This is a genomic window from Marinomonas flavescens (assembly GCF_004352835.1).
Lineage (GTDB): Bacteria > Pseudomonadota > Gammaproteobacteria > Pseudomonadales > Marinomonadaceae > Marinomonas > Marinomonas flavescens.
In genome coordinates, this window is the sequence record NZ_SJSB01000004.1 from 168,290 (window position 1) to 187,062 (window position 18,773).

Genomic DNA, 18,773 nt, shown 5'->3' on the forward strand with positions numbered 1-18,773 from the left:
GTCATGGATAATGACGGTCTAGATGGAAATGACACTGTTTCTGTCTTTAAGTGACTGTCTTTAAGTGACTGCCTTTAAGCGACAGCCGCGCTTTCACTCTGAATGGCTTTTTGGTTTACCGTTGCAAGCAAGGCTTGAATAGAGGCAGACACAATGTCGTTGTCTATCGCTACGCCATTAAAGCGATCACCATTAATATTAACTTGAACATAAGCGATGGCTTGTGAGTCACTGCCTACGGTCAGAGCGTGTTCTTGATACTGAATGATGTCTACGCGCATATTAAAGTGGTTGCCAAGCGCTTCACTGAAAGCAGACAAGGCACCGTTGCCAGAACCGCTGATGTTTACGCTGCCGCTGTCGCTAAGCAATTCAGCACGAACCGTATCTTCCTCTTCTTTAGCAAGGTCATAGCGGCCAAGTTTGTAAGGGCTAGTGCCGGTGACAAAGCTGCTTTCGAACAAGTCTTTCATCGATTCAGCGTTAACAACACCGCCGTCTTTTTCAGCAAATCGCTGTACGATTGGGCTGAATTCTACTTGCAACCAGCGAGGCAAAGCCAAACCGTATTCTTGCTCAAGGGTATAAGCGATGCCGCCTTTACCAGATTGGCTATTTACGCGAATCACTTCTTGATAGCTGCGGCCCACATCACGAGGGTCGATAGGCAAGTAAGCCACATCCCAAGGTTTGTCATCTGTTTGGTTAGCCAAACATTTTTTAATGGCGTCTTGGTGAGAGCCAGAGAAAGCGGTAAATACCAACTCGCCTGCGTAAGGGTGGCGCGGGTGAACTTGAAGCAAGGTGCAGGCTTGAACCACGCTTATGATACGGTCCATGTCGCCTAGCGCTAGCTCAGGATCAATGCCTTGGCTGTAGATGTTCATCGCCATGGTGACTATGTCCATGTTACCTGTGCGCTCGCCATTGCCTAGCAAGGTGCCTTCGATGCGGTCTGCGCCGGCCATAACACCAAGTTCAGCGGCGGCCACGCCACAGCCACGGTCGTTGTGGGTGTGTAAGCTCACTAGCATGCTGTCGCGTTTTTTAACGTTGCGGCAGAAGTATTCAATTTGGTCAGCGTAGCGATTGGGTGTAGACACTTCGACTGTGGCTGGCAAGTTAATGATGATTTTGTTTTCAGGGGTTGGTTGCCATACTTCAGATACGGCATCGACCACTTCAATTGCATAATCGATTTCTGTGCCAGTGAAACTCTCTGGAGAGTACTGGAAGACCCATTCTGTTTCTGGGTGTTTCGCCGCGTGATCTTTCACACACTGAGCGCCGTCAACGGCAATTTTTTTAATGCCAGCCATGTCCATGCGGAACACTTGCTCGCGTTGAGTCGTCGATGTGGAATTGTAAACGTGAACGATGGCTTTTTTAGCGCCTTTCAAAGACGCATAAGTACGCTCAATCAATTCAGGACGTGCTTGAGTCAATACTTGGATGTAAACATCGTCAGGCACTTGTTCTTCTTCGATCAACCAGCGTACAAAATCAAAATCTAATTGTGACGCAGCTGGAAAACCTACTTCAATCTCTTTAAAACCCACATCTACCAGTAAGGCGAAAAATTGTTTCTTTTGTTCCACTGTCATTGGTTCAACCAGTGCTTGGTTGCCATCGCGCAGGTCAACGCTAGACCAAATAGGTGCTTTGGTGATGACTTGGTCAGGCCAAGTGCGGTTTTGGATAGCCACTGGTTTGAATGGCGTGTACTTAGTGTGGTCAAAAGACGTCATGATGTAAGTCCTTGCTGGTTGAAGGGTCGGTAAACCCCAGTGTGTTATACGCATCTATATAGTAGGCGCTTGTTGATGTTTCTATAGTAACGAAAAACCTTGGGTAAAAGATTGCGTTTTTTAATAAAAATCACATATTCTTTGGCATTAAATTGCTAATATGTGGAAAAATCGGGTGAAAATGGTGGGTTTATGAAGTTTGACAAGATTGATTTAAGTATATTGAAGGAGATTCAGCAAGATTCTAGTCTTACCAATCAGGAGTTGGCTGATCGAGTGGGATTGTCTCCTTCGCCTTGTTTACGGCGGGTAAAGGCGTTGGAAGAAAGTGGTATTATTGATCGCAAGGTAACGTTACTTAAACGCTCAGGCTTGGGTTTGAAATTGACGGCCTTTTTGCAGATCAGCATGGATCGACACACGCCAGATCGTTTTAGTGTGTTCGAAGAAGAAGTAAATGCTTTTCCTGAAGTGCGAAATTGCAACTTGGTTACCGGGCAGAATTGTGACTATTTGCTCGAAGTGGTGGTTGAGGATATGCAGAAATATCATGACTTCTTGTTGGGGAAGCTGACGCGTATTCCTGGTGTGACAGGCGTTCAATCTAGTTTCTTGCTACGAAGTGTCAAAGATGGCACCTCGCTGCCGTTAGATCATTTAATCTAGTTTTCCTTAGTTCTCGTATTGAAAAGTACTTATAATACACGCATATAACAGCATTATTTATAAAGAGAGTGAGTGTCAATGAATCAGTTAACGGTTAAGCGTCGAGTGAAGATTCCTGTAAGAGCGGGCGACGTAATGGCTGATTTTATTTCTTTTAATGGAGATGAATCAGGCAAAGAGCACATCGGCATTTTCTGTGAAGGAAAAAATACAGCGTTTAAAAATGAGGTTCCTTTGGTGCGCTTGCATTCTGAGTGCTTGACTGGGGACGTGTTTGGTTCAGGGCGCTGTGATTGTGGTGAGCAGTTAGATGAGGCCATTGATCGCATTGATGAAGAAGGCGGTTATATTCTTTATTTGCGTCAAGAAGGTCGTGGTATCGGTTTGTACGCTAAGTTAGAAGCCTATGCTTTGCAAGACCAAGGTTACGATACCTACCAAGCGAATGAAATGTTGCATTTACCAGACGATGATCGCGACTTTGGTGTGGCAGCAGAAATGTTGAAAGCATTGGGTGTGACAAAAATTCGTTTGTTAACGAATAACCCAGACAAGGCAAAGCAGTTGCAAGAGCATGGTATCGAAGTGGCTGAATTGATTCCCACGAAAGTGCATGTCAATCAGCATAACCGCTCTTATTTGCATACTAAAGCCAATCGTAAGCATCACACGCTGACGTTTATTGATGAATAAGACAACGATAAGTGGTTAGTTAGATGCAAAAAAAAGGGCTTTTTCAAAAGCCCTTTTTTGTGTCCGCTGTTCGACTTATTTAGTTCTAGTTTCCAGCTTTGTTTTTCAGTTCTATTTTTTGATTTTAGCTTTAGTTTTCGATTTAGCGGTCGCTTTCATGGCCGCTTTACTAGGTGCTTTTTTCTTTCTCGGGCGACTGCTTTGTGAGCGAGCTTTGCTTTTCGCTTCCAAGCCTTCAATGCGGCCAAATTTAATGTTAGCTTGCATGAAGCGTTGAATCTTCTCGATCATAGGTAGGTCGTTGACATCGATTAAAGAGATGCAATCGCCTGGTTCACCTTCTCTAGAAGCACGACCCGCTCTGTGTACATAAGTGTCGGCTTTGCGAGGTAAGCGAAGATTAATAACGGTGTTTATTTCAGGAAGGTCGATACCGCGCGATGCAACATCGGTCGCCACTAATATCTGTAAACGTCCACGAACCATTTGCTTTAAATGCTCGCTACGATCGCCTTGTTTCATTTCGCCGTGTAGGCCATCACACATCAAGCCCATTTTACGAATGCGCTGAACCCAAACATCAACGTGCTCTCTGTTAGAAACAAACACCACGGCTTGTTGGACTCTGTCCAGCGTAAGCAAGTGTTTTAAAATCGCTTCTTTGTGTTCTTCATCATCAACTCGATAAGCAACTTGACGAATTTGATTGGGGACGGAGCGAGCAGATTCACCAAGGCGAAGTTGTTCAGTGCTGTCGTTAAGTAAGGCGCTGGCAAAGCGGCCCATTTTCTCGCCTTCTAAAGTGGCAGAAAACATCAATGTTTGATGCTCTTTAGGCAGCAGTTTTGCTAAGCGAGTAATGGCCGTTGAGAATCCCATGTCTAGCATGCGATCGGCTTCATCAATGACGAAATAAGACACATCGCTTAAATCAAGCCAATGTTTCTCATCTAGCTCTACTAAGCGTCCTGGAGTGGCAACTAATATGTCGCAGTTTTCGCTTAATTGTTGTTGTTGCATGCCGTAAGGAATGCCGCCAATAATAAGCTGTGACTCGATTCTTGTGTACGCAGTCAATTCAATCACGACATTGTATATTTGGCGAGCAAGTTCTCGGCTTGGCGCGATAATCATCACTTTAGGCGCCGTAGTGGATTGCTCATCCCGATCAAGAATATGCTGGATTGCAGGGGCACAAAAAGCAATGGTTTTCCCTGTTCCTGTTGGGGCTGTTGCTAGTAAATCTGATCCGTCTAAAGCAATAGGGATAGCTTGTTCTTGTATCGGGGTAGGGGTTTCAAACCCCATGTCCATAATGGCACGCTCTATTGTGGCATCAAGATCTAGTTCATCAAATAACATGTACACTCTCTATTGCGGGGGAAAAGGTGCAGCGAGTTAAACCTCTCTCTTGCATTACGCTAATGTAGTAGTGTAATGGTCTGCATAACGCATAATAATACCTTGTTTTATGGTGTTTCGAAATCGAAACCTTATTTCATGACGAGTTAAGTTAGACCCGTTCGGTGCTTTGCTCTAAAATGGCGAAATCATAGGAAGAAGATAACCATGCATTTGTCAGATGAGCTGGTAACCACCCAAACCATTAAGTGGGTGAATGATTTTATCGTGGGGCTGAATATTTGCCCTTTTGCAAAGCGTGAAATGGAGCGAGAAAGTGTTCGCTTCGTGGTCGTGCGTTCTAAAAAATCGCAAGTAGCGCTTGAAGAATTGATGTCTGAGGTGCATTGGCTGGATGAGCACCCAGAAACGGAAACAACGATCATTGTGTTTCCGACCTTGTTTAGTGATTTTTACCGTTATTTGGACTTTGTTGATCTAGCGGAAAATATTATGTTCGAGCAAGAATGTGAGGGCGTATATCAATTGGCGACCTTTCATCCAAATTATTGTTTTTCTGGTGCCGAACCAGAAGATGTTTCAAATTACACCAATCGTTCTCCCTATCCTATGTTGCATTTGCTGCGTGAGGCGAGTGTTGAAAAAGCCATAGAATTCTATGGTGATACCGACGCTATTCCAGAGCGCAATATTGATGTGATGGAAGAAATGGGAAAAGAGTCATTGGAAAAAATATTATCCAATAGCATGCAAACACCAGACGCTTAGTTTGGGCTTGTTAGTGATGGGTTATAATGCGTAAAAACTTAATGCCGGAGAATTCATGGCTACACAAATTGGGCGCTTAAATACGTTAAGAGTCGTAAAAGAAAAAGAGTTTGGTGTGTATTTAAACGCCGAAGAGTTAGGTGAAATCTTATTGCCTAGACGTTACGTTCCTAAAGGTCTTGAGATAGGTCAAGACGTGGAAGTATTCGTTTACTTAGATTCAGAAGATAAATTAATTGCAACGACAGACCTTCCGAAGGCACAAGTCGGCGAGTTTGCAGGGCTGACGGCCATTGCCGTGAACCAAGTGGGTGCGTTCTTTGACTGGGGGTTGCCAAAAGATTTATTGGTGCCTTTTAGTCAGCAAAAGAACCGAGTGGAAGAAGGTGAGACACATTTACTTTTTATCTACTTAGACAACATCACCAATCGTATTGTTGCAACGACAAGAATAGATACATTGCTCAATCGAGAAGAAGCGCCTTATAAATCAGGTGATAAAGTCTCGATTATTATCGGTGATAAAACCGATATTGGTTTTAAATGCATTATTGAAAATCGTTTTTGGGGGGTGTTGTTTTTTGAAGATGCGTTTAGGCAGCTTCGTAAAGGCGAAAAAACCACTGGCTTCATCAAACGTATTCGTGAAGATGGCAAAATCGATTTAAGCCTTCAAGAAGTAGGCTACAAAAAAGTTCGTAATATCTTAGATGATATTATGGATTATTTGGACGCCCATGGCGGTGAGTCACCATTGACAGATAAAGCGTCTCCAGAAGCGATTTATGCAGTCTTTAAAGTCAGTAAAGCGACGTACAAAAAAGCCTTAGGCGCACTTTATAAAGACAAGAAAATTCAGCTGACGAAAGAGAAAATCAGTAAGATCTAATGTCTTGACGTGCTTGGTGTTTTTGATGCCAGCCAAAGCGAAAGATTAAGTTATTTTAAAAAAGCTACTAAACCGTGTTTAGTAGCTTTTTTTTGATCTCTTCGCGCTGCTCAGGTTGGGCGACGGCTTGGTGAAGTGCGGCTTGAATGGGTAGGGAATTATTGCTTTGTTCGATCAAATAGCCTGAGATGAATTCGTTTTCGGTTTGTCTTTTTAGTCGCAAATCTTCGTGCATGGATGAACGGTTGAGACGCGTTAGCTGAGCAACCGTTGAAATGCGATTGATTAGATTATCAGTGGTTAGGTGCTTGCTGTGTTCTAGTAACGAAAAATTAGATTGAGTAAAAAAATCGGCCAGTTCAGCGGTGGCAGTTTTAAAAAGATTTTCGTAGTCGTTGCTTAAAATATCACCATTTTGGATGCCATAAATGGCGGTGATTGGGTTGATAATGGCGTTGACGGCCAGTTTTTCTATCAGTCTTTGGTGGATGTTCACCACTTCAAAAGAAGGAATAGGGAAGTGCTTGTTCTCCTTCGAGGCGAGCCACTGTCCGAAATACGTGTCACCAAGGCCTGTGTGTTTGACCTTGTTTGGCGCGATTTTTAGCGCGCCTTCACTGGTGGTGCCAGCCCACAATGTTTGTGTTGGTTTAATAGCCTGCTGTAGTTTTTCTTGAGCGCCAAGGCCGTTGCAGAGGCAAGCAATGTCTGCGGTTTCGCTTAGGTGTGGTTCGACAGCATGGTAGGCGTCTTGTAAGTCGTAGGCTTTGGTGCAAAAGAGTACTTTATCGTAGCTTTGATTTAGCTTGGATGCTTTGAAACGTTTGATTTTATAGTCAGATAATGTGGGTGTGTCTTCTTCCCCTGCGAGTGAGTCGTCTAGCGTAATTAGGTTGCTGGGGTCTTCGTTTCGATAAACTAAATGGACATTGAAGCCGAGCTTTTTAAGTTTGCAGGTCCAGAGTAGACCAATGGCGCCAGCGCCGACAACGAGCCAAGTTGTGGTTTTCATAATAAGACTTCCATTAGGTATTTTATTTCAATCCCTGTTATTATCGCGCCCAAATCCATTATTGACCATGTAAAGGAGCATAAAAATGCCATCATTTGACGTTGTTTCCGAACTGGATTGGCACGAAGTGACCAATGCCGTTGACCAAGCGAACAGAGAAATCACCACACGGTATGATTTCAAAGGCGTAAAAGCAAGCTATGAAGTAAAAGACAAAAGCTGTGTTGTTATGGCGACAGAAGCAGAAGTTCAGCTTCGTCAGTTGTCTGATATATTGAACCAGAAGCTTGTGGCGCGTGGCATCGATCTAAAAAGTTTAGAAAAAGAAGCCATTGTGAAAGGCAATATGAGGGTGTCGCAAGAAGTCAAAATGAAAGAAGGGCTTGAAACCGACGAAGCCAAACGCATTATTAAACTGATCAAAGACAGCAAGGCAAAAGTGCAGGCGCAAATCCAAGGTGATCAATTGCGTGTGACAGGTAAAAAACGCGATGATCTACAGCAGGTTATGGCGTTGTTGCGTGGTGCGGACCTGAATCAGCCAGTGCAATTTACTAACTTTCGAGATTAGTGATACTTAGCAAGAGCAAAAGGCAGCGTTCTTTTCTTTGTGATATGAATGATAAATACCAAGCTTAATCGGCTTGGTATTTTTTTAGTCGGTCTTCATGGCCAGTTTTGTACCAATAATTACCCATCCTTCTTGTTCTAACTTCTCTCTCTGGCGTAAATAACCGTCTGTGTTCTCTGGGAAGCTGATCTTTCGTTGCGAGTTCACCACCCGGTGCCATGGCAATTTGGTGTCTTTGGGTAAATTTTTCATCATCGCGCCCACTTGTCTAGCGTGATTAGGAAAACCTGCAAGTTTGGCTAGTTCACCATAGGCAATGCATTCGCCGTGAGGTACGCTGTTCAAAATTAAAAAGACTTGTGATTTAAAATGGTCTATTGCTTGATTAGTCACCACTTCGCCCTTAAATACTGAGTTGAACTTATTATAAAGAAGGTAGATATGAGAATTGCGCTTTTATTGTTTATTCTAGTCCCAGTCATTGAGTTAACGCTCTTGATTAAAGTGGGCAGTAGTATTGGTGCTTTGCCTACCATTGGCTTGGTTTTCCTGACTGCTATTCTAGGGGTGACCTTGATACGTAAGCAAGGATTAGAAACGTCAATGAAGGCGCAAGAGAAACTTCGCCGAGGTGAATTGCCAGCATCTGAAGTGGCTGAAGGTATTATGTTGCTGTTTGCTGGCTTGTGTCTTTTAATGCCAGGCTTCATTACCGATTCAATTGGTGCGCTTTTATTGATCCCGCCTGTTCGTAAACTGGTGGCGGCTGGCTTGGTTGTTAACTTTATCGCCTCCATGGTAAAACGCGGTAGTCAATGGAATTTCCAAAGTAGTCAGTTTTCTGAAAAAGAAGGGGATACTTTTGATGGAGAGTATTCTAAAGAGCCAGATGATAATCATGATTTAATTGATAAAAAATAATTGCGGCTAAGGGTTGAAATGCACTTTGTTAGCCGTATATAAGAATTCGAGATAGTTACTTGCCCTATGACGGTGAGTGTAGTCCTGCCAGGGACGTCCTGGCTTTTACTTTGTTTTTAATTGGAGAGATTGATCAATGAATATTCGTCCTTTGCACGATCGTGTCGTTGTTCGACGTAAAGAAGAAGAAACAACAACTGCATCTGGTATTGTTTTACCAGGATCTGCTACAGAAAAGCCTACTCAAGGTGAGGTTTTAGCTGTTGGCACTGGCCGTATTCAATCCAATGGCGATGTGCAAGCATTAGCCGTTAAAGTCGGTGATACTGTGTTGTTTGGCCAGTACTCCGGTCAAACTGTTAAAATCGAAGGTGAAGAACTGCTTATCATGAAAGAAGATGAAGTTTACGGCATTGTTGAAGCCTAACTCGTCCCACAGTTCTATTACTATTCATAACACTTACAACAGTTAAGGTATAAGAAAATGGCAGCTAAAGAAGTTAAATTCGGAGATAGCGCACGTCAGCAAATGCTAAAAGGCGTAAACGTTCTTGCAGATGCAGTAAAAGTAACATTAGGACCTAAAGGTCGTAATGTTGTTATTGAAAAATCTTTCGGCGCACCGCTTGTCACTAAAGACGGCGTGACAGTAGCGAAAGAAATTGAACTAGAAAATAAGTTCGAAAACATGGGCGCTCAAATGGTGAAAGAAGTTGCTTCTCAAGCCAATGATGTCGCTGGTGACGGAACAACAACAGCAACAGTGCTAGCTCAGTCGATCATTACTGAAGGCCTACGAGCGGTTGCTGCTGGCCGTAACCCAATGGATCTTAAGCGTGGTATCGATCAAGCCGCTGCTGCCGTTGTTAAAGAACTTGCTGCACTTTCTACGCCTTGTAAAGATACTCGTGCGGTAGAGCAAGTCGGTACTATTTCTGCTAACTCTGATTCTTCAGTAGGCAAAATCATTGCTGAAGCAATGGAGCGCGTTGGTAAAGAAGGCGTGATCACTGTAGAAGAAGGTTCTGGTTTTGAAGATGAGCTAGCAGTAGTAGAAGGTATGCAGTTTGACCGCGGCTACCTATCTCCTTACTTCATCAACAACCAAGAAACAATGAGTGCGGAACTAGAAAATCCATTCATTCTTTTGGTTGATAAGAAAATTTCTAATATCCGTGATTTGCTACCAATTTTGGAAGGTGTTGCTAAAGCATCACGTCCATTGTTGATCATTGCAGAAGACGTTGAAGGTGAAGCGTTAGCAACTCTTGTTGTGAACACTATGCGCGGTATCGTTAAAGTTGCTGCAGCCAAAGCGCCTGGTTTTGGTGATCGTCGTAAAGCTATGCTTCAAGACATCGCTGTTCTAACAGGTTCAACCGTTGTTTCAGAAGAGATTGGTATCAAGCTTGAAGAAGCAACAATCGAACAACTTGGTACGGCTAAGCGTGTTACTTTGACTAAAGAAAGTACAACGATTGTTGATGGTGCAGGTATTGCTGCAAACATTACGAGTCGTGTTGAGCAAATTCGTGCTGAAATCGCTAACTCTTCATCTGATTACGATAAAGAGAAGCTTCAAGAGCGCGTTGCTAAATTAGCAGGCGGTGTTGCGGTTATCAAAATCGGCGCGGCTACTGAATTGGCAATGAAAGAGAAGAAAATGCGTGTAGACGATGCGCTTCATGCAACTCGCGCTGCAGTAGAAGAAGGTGTGGTTGCTGGTGGTGGTGTTGCGCTGGTTCGTGCACTAACAAAAGTAGTCGACCTTCAAGGTGAGAACGAAGACCAAAACGTTGGTATCGCGCTTGCTTTACGTGCGATGGAAGCGCCAATGCGTCAAATCGTATCCAATGCTGGTGCAGAAGCGTCTGTTGTAGTGGATAAAGTAAAACAAGGCGAAGGTAACTACGGTTACAACGCAGCAACAGGCGAATACGGCGACATGCTAGAGATGGGTATTCTTGACCCAGCGAAAGTAACTCGTTCAGCGCTACAAGCAGCGGCCTCTGTTGCTGGTCTTATGATCACCACAGAAGCAATGATTGCTGATGCTCCTCAGGAAAGCGCTCCAGCTATGCCTGATATGGGTGGCATGGGCGGAATGGGTGGCATGGGCGGTATGATGTAAACGCCCCAACTTAATCTCATTAAGTTCTAATGAAGCCCGTAAGCCTAGTGTTTACGGGCTTTTTTATTGCCTTTAAGTCCTATCTAGTCGCATGAAGTTACGTTGAATCGCATGATATTTAGGGTCTAATGAGGGGTATCGCTATATCAATGCACTAGAATTCTGGTGTATATTTCCGGTGATACCCCTCATGGTACCCCTACTTATCGAAAAGATAAGGTGATTTTATGGCATTAACAGCAATGGAAGTGAAGCGTTTAACCTGTCCCGAAGGTAAAGCGCAGATTAAGAAAAGTGACGGCAATGGCCTGTCATTATTGGTAAATATATAAACAGTGATTGTAGTAATACTGATAGAGTTAGGGATTAGACACTGCTTTTTAATCAATAGCAGTGGTGCCACAAATTAAATTAGGGATGGATATATGTGGTCAGATGCAGAGTCAAAACTAGACTATTTGAATTTTTCAGAAATCGCTGAATCGGTAGCCGATATTATTAATACTCCAGAGCTGTTGCCAATATCTGTAGGGATATTTGGAGACTGGGGTGCTGGAAAATCAACAACATTAAAATTGATAGAGTCGGCCCTAGAAAGGCAGGGTGATAATTATATTCATATACATTTTGATGCATGGTTGTACCAAGGCTATGACGATGCAAGAGCTTCAATTTTAGAGGCAATAGCCGACTCTTTAATCAAAGAAACAGAAAATAATCAAGGTCACTTGGATAAGGCGCTATCACTTGGAAAGCGAGTTAATAAAATAAGAGCCCTTGGTGTTGCCGCGGATGTAGGTGCAGCAGCTTTCGGGGTGCCAACTTTCGGTGCTATTGGTAAGTTCTTAAACTTTGCCAATGATACTATTTCTGATGATGAGATCGATCTAGAAGAGTCATTTACAAATGGTGCTAAAAGCTTGAAAGAAGTTCGAAAAAGCACCAAAGGTTTAATTAATGAGAAAGTAGTAAAGTCTCCTCCACAGGAAATATCAGCATTTAGAGAAGAGTACAGCCTATTATTAAGTGAAGTAGGTCGTCCATTGGTTGTATATATTGATAATTTAGATCGGTGCACGCCAATAAATGCAATACACACGTTGGAAGCTATACGTTTATTTCTATTTCTACCAAACACAGCTTTTGTTATAGCGGCAGATGAGGACATGATTCGTTCTGCTGTAAGAGAGTACCATAAAGGTGCTACGGAAAGGCATCAAACTGACTACCTAGATAAGCTAATTCAGGTACCTATAAAAGTACCGAAACCTGGAGCATTAGAAACAAGAGCATATCTATTCATGCTATTAGCCAAAGATCTAGGCGTAGAAGATGAGAATTTAATAGTTATGCAAGAAGCTCTATCTACTTCTCTAAAAAATTCGTGGAAAGAAGCGCCCATTCAGGTTTCTGAATTAATATCAAAAGTCTCAATGCTAGATGACAAGCTAAAAGAAAAATTAGATAGTTCTTTGAATGTGGCTGAGCGTATAACTCCATTATTAGCAGGCTCTTCTCGAATTAGTGGTAATCCAAGGATTGTTAAGCGTTTATTGAATGTAGTTAAAATGAGGAAGCGCGTTTCAGATAGAAGATCAATGAATTTGGATGAATCATTAATCACGAAGCTAGTTATCTTTGAGCGCTGTGCAGGAAATGAAGCAACTATTGAATTATACCGACAAATCGACGAGGCTAAAGGTTTTCCTGATATTTTAAAAGACCTTGAAGATGACGACTTTGATGATGAGATTCCTGAATCTTGGAAGCATATAGAGAGCTTTTTAGATGAATGGGTGAAACTTCCTCCTCTTTTAGGTGGAGTTGATTTAAGAGCAGCTGCATATTTAAGTAGAGAAACGCTTCCATTGGGAAATGTTTCAGATGCCATTTCTACAGCAGCGAAAGATTTAATTGCACTTCTTTTGACTGTAAATACTCGTAATAGTCCGAAGGCTAAAGAAGAAATTTCTAAAACGCCTAAAGCTGACTACTTGCCTGTTATGGAAAAAATTGTTAATCATCTAAGGACCATTTCAACTTGGAACTCAATGCCTCTTGGACTTAATGGTGCAATATTGCTTTCGAGTAATGATAATGAGTGCAAAAAATACTTATTTCAGTACTTATCAAGTTTGTCAAAGCAACGGTGGATGTCACCAATTTTAAAGGAGCTTAGTCAATAATGGGTACCTCAATGTCTAGTAGTGGGCCAACCGGGAAAAATCCACTAGTTCCACCGTGGGCTGAAGAAGGAGGTGAGATAGTTATTTCAGATCCTGCTTCTGACGGAGGTGATGTTGAAGTAAGTAATGGAGATGTCCAGTATGATATTCCAAAACCTGAAAATACAGACTCTTCATCCACTAGGTTTCAAAGTGCAAGAAGGGCTTTTGGTGATTATGCAAAGTCAGGTAGTCGAGATGATTTAAAGAGATCGCTTGGTCATTATTCAAGAAATTCGACTGGCAAAGGTAGTGGTGCAGCAAAAAGATTAGCCAGTGGAATCACAGCTGGTAGTGGACTCTTCGGTCTTCTAAATGGCAATTCTGTACAAACTAGTTCTGGTAATTTAGCGCTACAAAGTTTATCCGGCTTAACTACAGATCAAGCAATCGACAAGATAGTAACCCACTTAACTCCAAATTCAGCTGATGCAGATGTTGTAAGAACAGCGCTTAATTTTGCATTAAGTGAAGCACTTCAAGAGTCTGAATATATCGATGATGTAGGGTTCTCTCCTGAATTAATGGGTGAGATTTATACTTTATATATTACAGATTTGGTCTTTCAGCAAATATTAATTGATATGGGAAGGGCTTGGTTTCATGCAGAAACTGCGATCAGGCAAATAAGTATGGAGAATGAACTTAGGGAGTTAGTCAGAGTGGTTGTAGATAGTAAATTTGAGACTATATCTGGCGGTGATGTATCGACAATAACCCAAGATCAAATTTCACAGGTCCAAGCGTCAGCTATAAGTGAAACAATATCTGAGTGGGAGCAGTTCTAATGACAGATGTAGTCTTTCATCATAATCCAAAAAAGCTTCCTGAGTTCAGCGATGAGTGCCATCCGGTACAGTTGTATGACAAGTTTAAGTGGAATTCTTTATCATCGAGTTGTATCGCTAGGCCAGTGATTGAAAAAATAAGAGATCTTGGTTGCAGTGTCTCAGTAGAATCATTTGATTTCTTAACCATTGCTATGGCAGTTACGGCTGCTGATACATTTGTACAAAGAGATAACTCACCAAATGCATGGGCTAGAGAGCTTAATCTACAAATTCCACTTTGCAGACCAGATAAGTGGAATGATGTATCTGCCCGCCTTGAAAAAGCGTTGGGTTTTTTGACTGGAGATATGTGGAGTTTAATTTTTACTACGGGTGGTTTAGCACCTCCAAAAATAAAGACGAGTAAGAAAGCTGCAGAGAAAAGAAGAACGTTAAAAGGGCTTGATTGTGTTTGCCTGTTTTCTGGGGGATTGGACAGTGCTGTAGGTGCGATAGATATTATTAATGGAGGTGATCGTAGGCCCTTATTAGTAAGTCACGCCTATAAAGGTGATGCGACTAAGCAAAACCAAGTAGAAAAAGTTTTAACTCAAGGGCAGTATTCTCGATTATCATTCAATGCTGATCCTCATCTAATTAATAGATTAGAAGGAAAAACAGACATTACAATGAGAGGAAGAAGTTTTAACTTCCTCGCAATGGCAGTTGTTGGAGTGTCAGCAATACAGAGAGTTAATGGTAGCCCAGCTGGAGAAATTATAATTCCTGAAAATGGCTATATCTCTTTAAACCCTCCATTGAGCAGAAGAAGGATTGGGTCATTGAGTACTAGAACTACGCACCCATATTTCCTGACGCAGATAGTAGACTTATTAAATATAGTCGGATTCGACATCTCTATAACAAATCCTTATCACTACAAAACAAAGGGTGAAATGTTAAAGGAATGTAAGGATGAAACATCCTTGAAGAAAGCCCTTTCGCATACAGTATCCTGTAGTAACTGGCACAGAAAAGGAATTCAGTGCGGTCGATGCGTACCTTGTGTTATTCGTAGGTCTGCAGTTCATGCTGCTGGTCTATCAAATGATGCAAATTATGATTCTGAGAAGCTACAAAATGAATTGAAAAGTGGCGATTCTAAGGATGACATCCTAGCGCTAGCCGCAGCACATATCAAACTTCAAAAAATGAAAGATCCTTCACGATGGGTTCGTGAAAGTGGACCTTTGCCTGACGCAAAGAATGAAAGAGATCCTCTTGTAGATGTATTTAGAAGAGGATTGAATGAGGTTGGGATATTCTTTAAGAAAGAAAAAGTTTTATGATGGATTTGCATTGCCATATAGACCTTTATCCTGATCCGCAGGCAGTTATAGATGAATGTATTCAAAATAGATTGTATGTTTTATCTGTAACTACTACTCCAAAGGCATGGCATGGCACCTATGCTTTGACAAGTAAGTTACCAAGATTTAATACATCTCTTGGTTTGCATCCTCAGCTTGCTCATCAAAGGCTACATGAACTTCCTTTGTTTGATTCTTTAGTTTCAGAAACTAGGTTTATTGGAGAAATTGGTTTAGATGGTACAAAAAATCATGCTCCTTACATGGAATCACAGCTTGAAGCCTTTCAGCATATTTTGAAAAAGTGCCAAGAATACGATAATAAAATCATGACTATACACACCCTATCTGCAGTGACTAGCGTGCTTGATGAGCTGGAAAAACATCCGGGTGCAGGAGTCCCAATACTGCATTGGTTTTTAGGGACTAAAAAGGAATTGACTCGTGCAATATCTTTAGGCTGTTATTTCTCAATAGGTCCAGCAATGACTGTTTCAAAGAGAGGAAAAAAGGTAATTGAGTGGATTCCTAGAGATAGGATATTAATAGAAACAGATGGCCCATTTGCTGCTTTAGAGGGCGTTTCACTAAAGCCAATTGATTCATATAGAGTTTGTGACTATTTGGCAGGTCAGTGGCAAACAGATCTTGATTACCTATTTAGTGTGTTAAAGACGAATCTTCGAAACGTCTTGGCGTAGATGGTTTTTCACAAGAATTAAAATAGAACTTAAATCTCATACTCTATACATGTGGTGATTGAAAAATAAATTTTGAATTTTTAGTTATGTGATAGTTAATGATTCAAAACACTTACGAAGTATTTAATCGCCATTAATATATAGCATTTTCTAGCTCCTGCTCTGGTGCCTATATGTACGTACCAGTATCAAAGGTGGAGACCTCCTGAACCCGCCCCCGGGTTACTTCTACAGCATGTAGACATCTTAATTAACTTAAGGAGTCTAGAAATGACTAACTCAAACAATACTAACTACTCACTTATTAGCCTATCGGCTTTTATCAAAACTGAGGATGATAGATTCCTATTGTCTGAACCTGTTTCTGAAAATGATATGTATAACTTGATGTTGGATATCTTAGAAAAGGAGTACTTTCGTCCGGATCAATTAACTTCACCAGAGAAAACAAAACATTTCCTACAGATCAAGCTTGGAAAGCTTGAGCATGAAGTATTTGGCATTATCTTTATGGATTCGCAGCATAAAGTGATTGCCTATGAAGAATTATTTCGAGGCACTATCGATGGTGCTGCAGTTTACCCTAGAGAAGTTCTTAAGCGCTGCTTACACCATAATGCAGCTGCGGTGATCTTTGCTCCACACCCTTCAGGTTCACCTGAGCCATCAAATGCAGATATTCAGCTTACTAAAAAGCTGAAGGAGGCATTGTCATTAATTGACATAAGAACTCTTGATCATCTAATTATAGGAGGAACCGAGAACGTAAGTATGGCTGAGCGTGGACTGCTTTAACTTGTTTAAACCTCTATAGCATAGGGCTAATCCTCCGTGGCTCCGTCAGTTTCTAAAAACACTATTCCATCTTGAGAGTTCGTATTTCTATTCAGTTAATCAGGAGAGCTATTTTGTGCATGGTGCATAAACGATAGACCCCTGATGACAAACGAAACACAAAAGCCGTTTCGCTCGCCCTCAGCGGTCGCAGTTTTAGGCTTTCTAATGTCGCTAGTCCTTCTACTAAATTAAAACCTTTACCGAATCAGCACTCTGCTGATCGTATCAACCTAATCAATCCTTAAATATTAATCAGCGTCACGGCTAACTGCTGAGGCATTGCCGTGACTGCTGTTTGGAGAATCACAATGAAAACCAACCTGCATGAAGAAATTACCAATCACATCATTGCTGCTATGAAAGACAGTAAGGGTTGTGAAATGCCTTGGCATAAACAAGCTGCTATGCCTGTTAATGCAACGACTGATAATTGCTACAGCGGGCAACTTATAAACAGTGGCAATCTCTTGGTGCTCAAGTCGCTAAGGGTGAGAAAGGTTCCAAGATTGTTATCTATAAACCATTGCCTAAAACTGAAGAGGATGACGGTGATAGGGCTTATTACACTAAGGCACTGGATAAGATTGTAATGCCAGATAGAGAACTGTTTAAAGGAACTAAAACTTCTACTGAAACAGAGGCTTATTATGCTGTGCTGCTTCATGAACTAACACACTGGACTGGTATCAAGTCTCGCCGTGATCGTGATATGTCAGGCCGCTTTGGTGAAGCTTCTTATGCAATGGAAGAGTTAGTTGCTGAGCTGGGTTCGGCTTTTGCCTGTGCCCAGCTTGGGGTGACTAATAGCCCTAGGCAAGATCATGCTGATTATATAGCTAGCTGGATCAATGTATTAGAGAAAGATCCTAAATCCGTGTTCTGGGCTTCTGCTAGAGCATCAGAAGCAGTGGCTTATCTAGATTCCGTTCAACCTTAAAGGAGAGTGCTATGAAAACTATATCAATGACAGAGTATTTATTATTGGCTTTAAAGAGTATGGAGCTGAGAGGGCTAGCTATTTGCCTAACAGTATTCTATTTACAGAGTGATGTTGTCAGCAGTTTCCCTGCTATATAATGTCCGTAGTAGCACAGGTGCTAGTAGAGCTAGCTCGATGAATGTTCTATTAGGATAGTAATTTCAATCAGCTTCATTATGTGACTATTGATTTATTTTTAGGGGTATAATGAGGGGTATTTTATTTCTCCCATATACTGCAGTCCTTGTGATTAAAGGGCTTTGGGAGTATGTGGGCGGCATGATGTAATAGATTTTTAACTCTATTACTGAAGCTCTAACCATTTAAACGAAAGCCCGAATAGCGATATTCGGGCTTTTTTTATTTTCTATCATCAAACTTGAATTATGTGCATATCATGCGCATAATGTGATCAATGAATGGTTGGAGTGTTAATGATGAATATTACTTTAGGCAAAGAGTTCGAAAGAAGGATCACAGAGAAAGTATCTGATGGTTTATATACTTCAGCAAGTGAAGTGATCCGTGATGGTTTGAGACTTTTATTTGAGAAAGACGCTGCTAAAAATCAGCAACTTGAAATATTACGAGAAGAAGTCGCTAAAGGATTCGAACAGCTAGCTGCTGGCGAATCGTCAAAGCACAGTGTAATGGAAATATTTGAACAAGCTTCTCTATCAATCGCTAGCAAGTCAGCGAGCGATAATACCAATGCCTAGCTATAGGTTATCTCCTTTAGCTGAAGCCGATTTATTCAAAATAATTTCATCAACTATTGAATCTTGGGGAAGTACACAGGCAAAGGTGTATGCTCAAACTATCGATGCTGCCTTATTGAAGTTAGCTCAATACCCTGATTTTGGTAGAGAAAGAAGCGATGTTTATGACGGCGCTAAAAGCTTTCCCGTAGAGAAGCATATTGTCTTTTATCAAATTAGTGAAAGTGGTATTGATGTTGCCCGTATTCTTCATCAGCGTATGGATCCATCAAAACACTTCTAACCTTACTTTGGTAAGATTTTAATCACATGAAATTAAATTTTTTAATTTAAATTCAACAGGTTAAATCCAGAAGTAAACAACTAGGGGTATAAGGTGGGGTATCACAACAGAATCCCATTTAACTATTA

At 41.6% G+C, this 18,773-nt stretch carries 21 protein-coding genes and 1 pseudogene; 17 read left to right on the forward strand and 5 right to left on the reverse strand.

What is annotated here, in order from left to right:
• Window positions 1-74: 74 nt before the first annotated feature.
• Window positions 75-1,748 carry a 2-isopropylmalate synthase gene (gene leuA, locus E0D70_RS05980; RefSeq protein ID WP_133011368.1) on the reverse strand — a complete coding sequence of 558 codons (1,674 nt, stop codon included), beginning with the start codon at window positions 1,746-1,748 and terminating at the stop codon, window positions 75-77.
• Between the two features lie 192 nt (window positions 1,749-1,940).
• Between leuA and E0D70_RS05985 the strand changes: the two genes are divergently transcribed.
• Window positions 1,941-2,414 (forward strand): Lrp/AsnC family transcriptional regulator, encoded by a 474-nt coding sequence (locus E0D70_RS05985; RefSeq protein ID WP_133011369.1) that lies wholly within the window; start codon window positions 1,941-1,943, stop codon window positions 2,412-2,414.
• Window positions 2,415-2,492: 78 nt separating this feature from the next.
• Entirely contained in the window at window positions 2,493-3,107 is a 615-nt protein-coding gene (ribA, locus tag E0D70_RS05990; protein WP_133011370.1) for a GTP cyclohydrolase II, read from the forward strand.
• A 111-nt stretch (window positions 3,108-3,218) separates the two neighbouring features.
• Here ribA and E0D70_RS05995 read toward each other — a convergent pair whose 3' ends face one another.
• A complete protein-coding gene (locus tag E0D70_RS05995; protein WP_133011371.1) occupies window positions 3,219-4,469 on the reverse strand; it encodes a DEAD/DEAH box helicase in 1,251 nt (416 codons plus the stop codon).
• A 207-nt stretch (window positions 4,470-4,676) separates the two neighbouring features.
• Between E0D70_RS05995 and E0D70_RS06000 the strand changes: the two genes are divergently transcribed.
• Both E0D70_RS06000 and E0D70_RS06005 read left to right on the forward strand, forming a co-directional pair.
• The gene (locus tag E0D70_RS06000; protein WP_133011372.1) at window positions 4,677-5,237 is read left to right on the forward strand and encodes a DUF1415 domain-containing protein; all 561 of its coding nucleotides are present in this window, start codon (window positions 4,677-4,679) and stop codon (window positions 5,235-5,237) included.
• A gap of 55 nt (window positions 5,238-5,292) precedes the next feature.
• Entirely contained in the window at window positions 5,293-6,126 is an 834-nt protein-coding gene (locus E0D70_RS06005; RefSeq protein ID WP_133011373.1) for a CvfB family protein, read from the forward strand.
• A gap of 67 nt (window positions 6,127-6,193) precedes the next feature.
• On the opposite strand, the gene E0D70_RS06010 is transcribed toward E0D70_RS06005, so the two are convergent.
• Window positions 6,194-7,138 (reverse strand): ketopantoate reductase family protein, encoded by a 945-nt coding sequence (locus tag E0D70_RS06010; RefSeq protein WP_133011374.1) that lies wholly within the window; start codon window positions 7,136-7,138, stop codon window positions 6,194-6,196.
• 85 nt (window positions 7,139-7,223) lie between these two features.
• Here E0D70_RS06010 and E0D70_RS06015 point away from each other — a divergent pair, with 85 nt between their 5' ends.
• A complete protein-coding gene (locus tag E0D70_RS06015) occupies window positions 7,224-7,709 on the forward strand; it encodes a YajQ family cyclic di-GMP-binding protein (protein ID WP_133011375.1) in 486 nt (161 codons plus the stop codon).
• Between the two features lie 84 nt (window positions 7,710-7,793).
• On the opposite strand, the gene E0D70_RS06020 is transcribed toward E0D70_RS06015, so the two are convergent.
• Complete coding sequence (locus E0D70_RS06020; RefSeq protein ID WP_207923211.1) at window positions 7,794-8,102, reverse strand: MGMT family protein; 309 nt, start codon at window positions 8,100-8,102, stop codon at window positions 7,794-7,796.
• A 48-nt stretch (window positions 8,103-8,150) separates the two neighbouring features.
• On the opposite strand from E0D70_RS06020, the gene E0D70_RS06025 reads away from it, so the two are divergent.
• From E0D70_RS06025 to E0D70_RS06065, 8 genes are all read left to right on the forward strand, one after another.
• Window positions 8,151-8,630, forward strand: coding sequence for an FxsA family protein (locus tag E0D70_RS06025; protein ID WP_133011376.1), 480 nt, complete (start codon window positions 8,151-8,153; stop codon window positions 8,628-8,630).
• A gap of 136 nt (window positions 8,631-8,766) precedes the next feature.
• Window positions 8,767-9,057, forward strand: coding sequence for a co-chaperone GroES (locus E0D70_RS06030; RefSeq protein WP_133011377.1), 291 nt, complete (start codon window positions 8,767-8,769; stop codon window positions 9,055-9,057).
• Window positions 9,058-9,114: 57 nt separating this feature from the next.
• On the forward strand, window positions 9,115-10,761 hold the full coding sequence (groL, locus tag E0D70_RS06035) for a chaperonin GroEL (protein ID WP_133011378.1): 1,647 nt from the start codon (window positions 9,115-9,117) through the stop codon (window positions 10,759-10,761).
• 425 nt (window positions 10,762-11,186) lie between these two features.
• Window positions 11,187-12,947, forward strand: coding sequence for a KAP family P-loop NTPase fold protein (locus tag E0D70_RS06045; protein WP_133011379.1), 1,761 nt, complete (start codon window positions 11,187-11,189; stop codon window positions 12,945-12,947).
• Window positions 12,947-13,774, forward strand: a complete 828-nt coding sequence (locus E0D70_RS06050) for a hypothetical protein (protein WP_133011380.1) — start codon at window positions 12,947-12,949, stop codon at window positions 13,772-13,774. Before E0D70_RS06045 ends, E0D70_RS06050 begins: the two co-directional genes overlap by 1 nt.
• Window positions 13,774-15,105: a Qat anti-phage system QueC-like protein QatC gene (gene qatC, locus E0D70_RS06055; RefSeq protein WP_133011381.1), complete on the forward strand. Its 1,332-nt coding sequence runs from the start codon at window positions 13,774-13,776 to the stop codon at window positions 15,103-15,105. The genes E0D70_RS06050 and qatC overlap by 1 nt, the downstream gene beginning before the upstream one ends.
• The gene (gene qatD / locus E0D70_RS06060; RefSeq protein ID WP_133011382.1) at window positions 15,102-15,827 is read left to right on the forward strand and encodes a Qat anti-phage system TatD family nuclease QatD; all 726 of its coding nucleotides are present in this window, start codon (window positions 15,102-15,104) and stop codon (window positions 15,825-15,827) included. Before qatC ends, qatD begins: the two co-directional genes overlap by 4 nt.
• Before the next feature lie 270 nt (window positions 15,828-16,097).
• Window positions 16,098-16,622, forward strand: a complete 525-nt coding sequence (locus E0D70_RS06065; protein ID WP_133011383.1) for a JAB domain-containing protein — start codon at window positions 16,098-16,100, stop codon at window positions 16,620-16,622.
• Window positions 16,623-16,912: 290 nt separating this feature from the next.
• On the opposite strand, the gene E0D70_RS17620 is transcribed toward E0D70_RS06065, so the two are convergent.
• Window positions 16,913-17,056, reverse strand: a complete 144-nt coding sequence (locus tag E0D70_RS17620) for a hypothetical protein (protein ID WP_240537002.1) — start codon at window positions 17,054-17,056, stop codon at window positions 16,913-16,915.
• Here E0D70_RS17620 and E0D70_RS17770 point away from each other — a divergent pair.
• From E0D70_RS17770 to E0D70_RS06080, 4 genes and pseudogenes are all read left to right on the forward strand, one after another.
• Window positions 17,021-17,160 (forward strand): annotated as a pseudogene (locus tag E0D70_RS17770) (hypothetical protein); the annotation flags it as partial. The gene E0D70_RS17620 and the pseudogene E0D70_RS17770 overlap by 36 nt on opposite strands.
• A gap of 27 nt (window positions 17,161-17,187) precedes the next feature.
• Entirely contained in the window at window positions 17,188-17,601 is a 414-nt protein-coding gene (locus tag E0D70_RS06070) for a zincin-like metallopeptidase domain-containing protein (protein ID WP_207923213.1), read from the forward strand.
• Between the two features lie 476 nt (window positions 17,602-18,077).
• Window positions 18,078-18,362 carry a type II toxin-antitoxin system ParD family antitoxin gene (locus tag E0D70_RS06075; RefSeq protein ID WP_207923214.1) on the forward strand — a complete coding sequence of 95 codons (285 nt, stop codon included), beginning with the start codon at window positions 18,078-18,080 and terminating at the stop codon, window positions 18,360-18,362.
• Window positions 18,355-18,645 carry a type II toxin-antitoxin system RelE/ParE family toxin gene (locus E0D70_RS06080; RefSeq protein WP_165942875.1) on the forward strand — a complete coding sequence of 97 codons (291 nt, stop codon included), beginning with the start codon at window positions 18,355-18,357 and terminating at the stop codon, window positions 18,643-18,645. The genes E0D70_RS06075 and E0D70_RS06080 overlap by 8 nt, the downstream gene beginning before the upstream one ends.
• Window positions 18,646-18,773 lie beyond the last annotated feature (128 nt).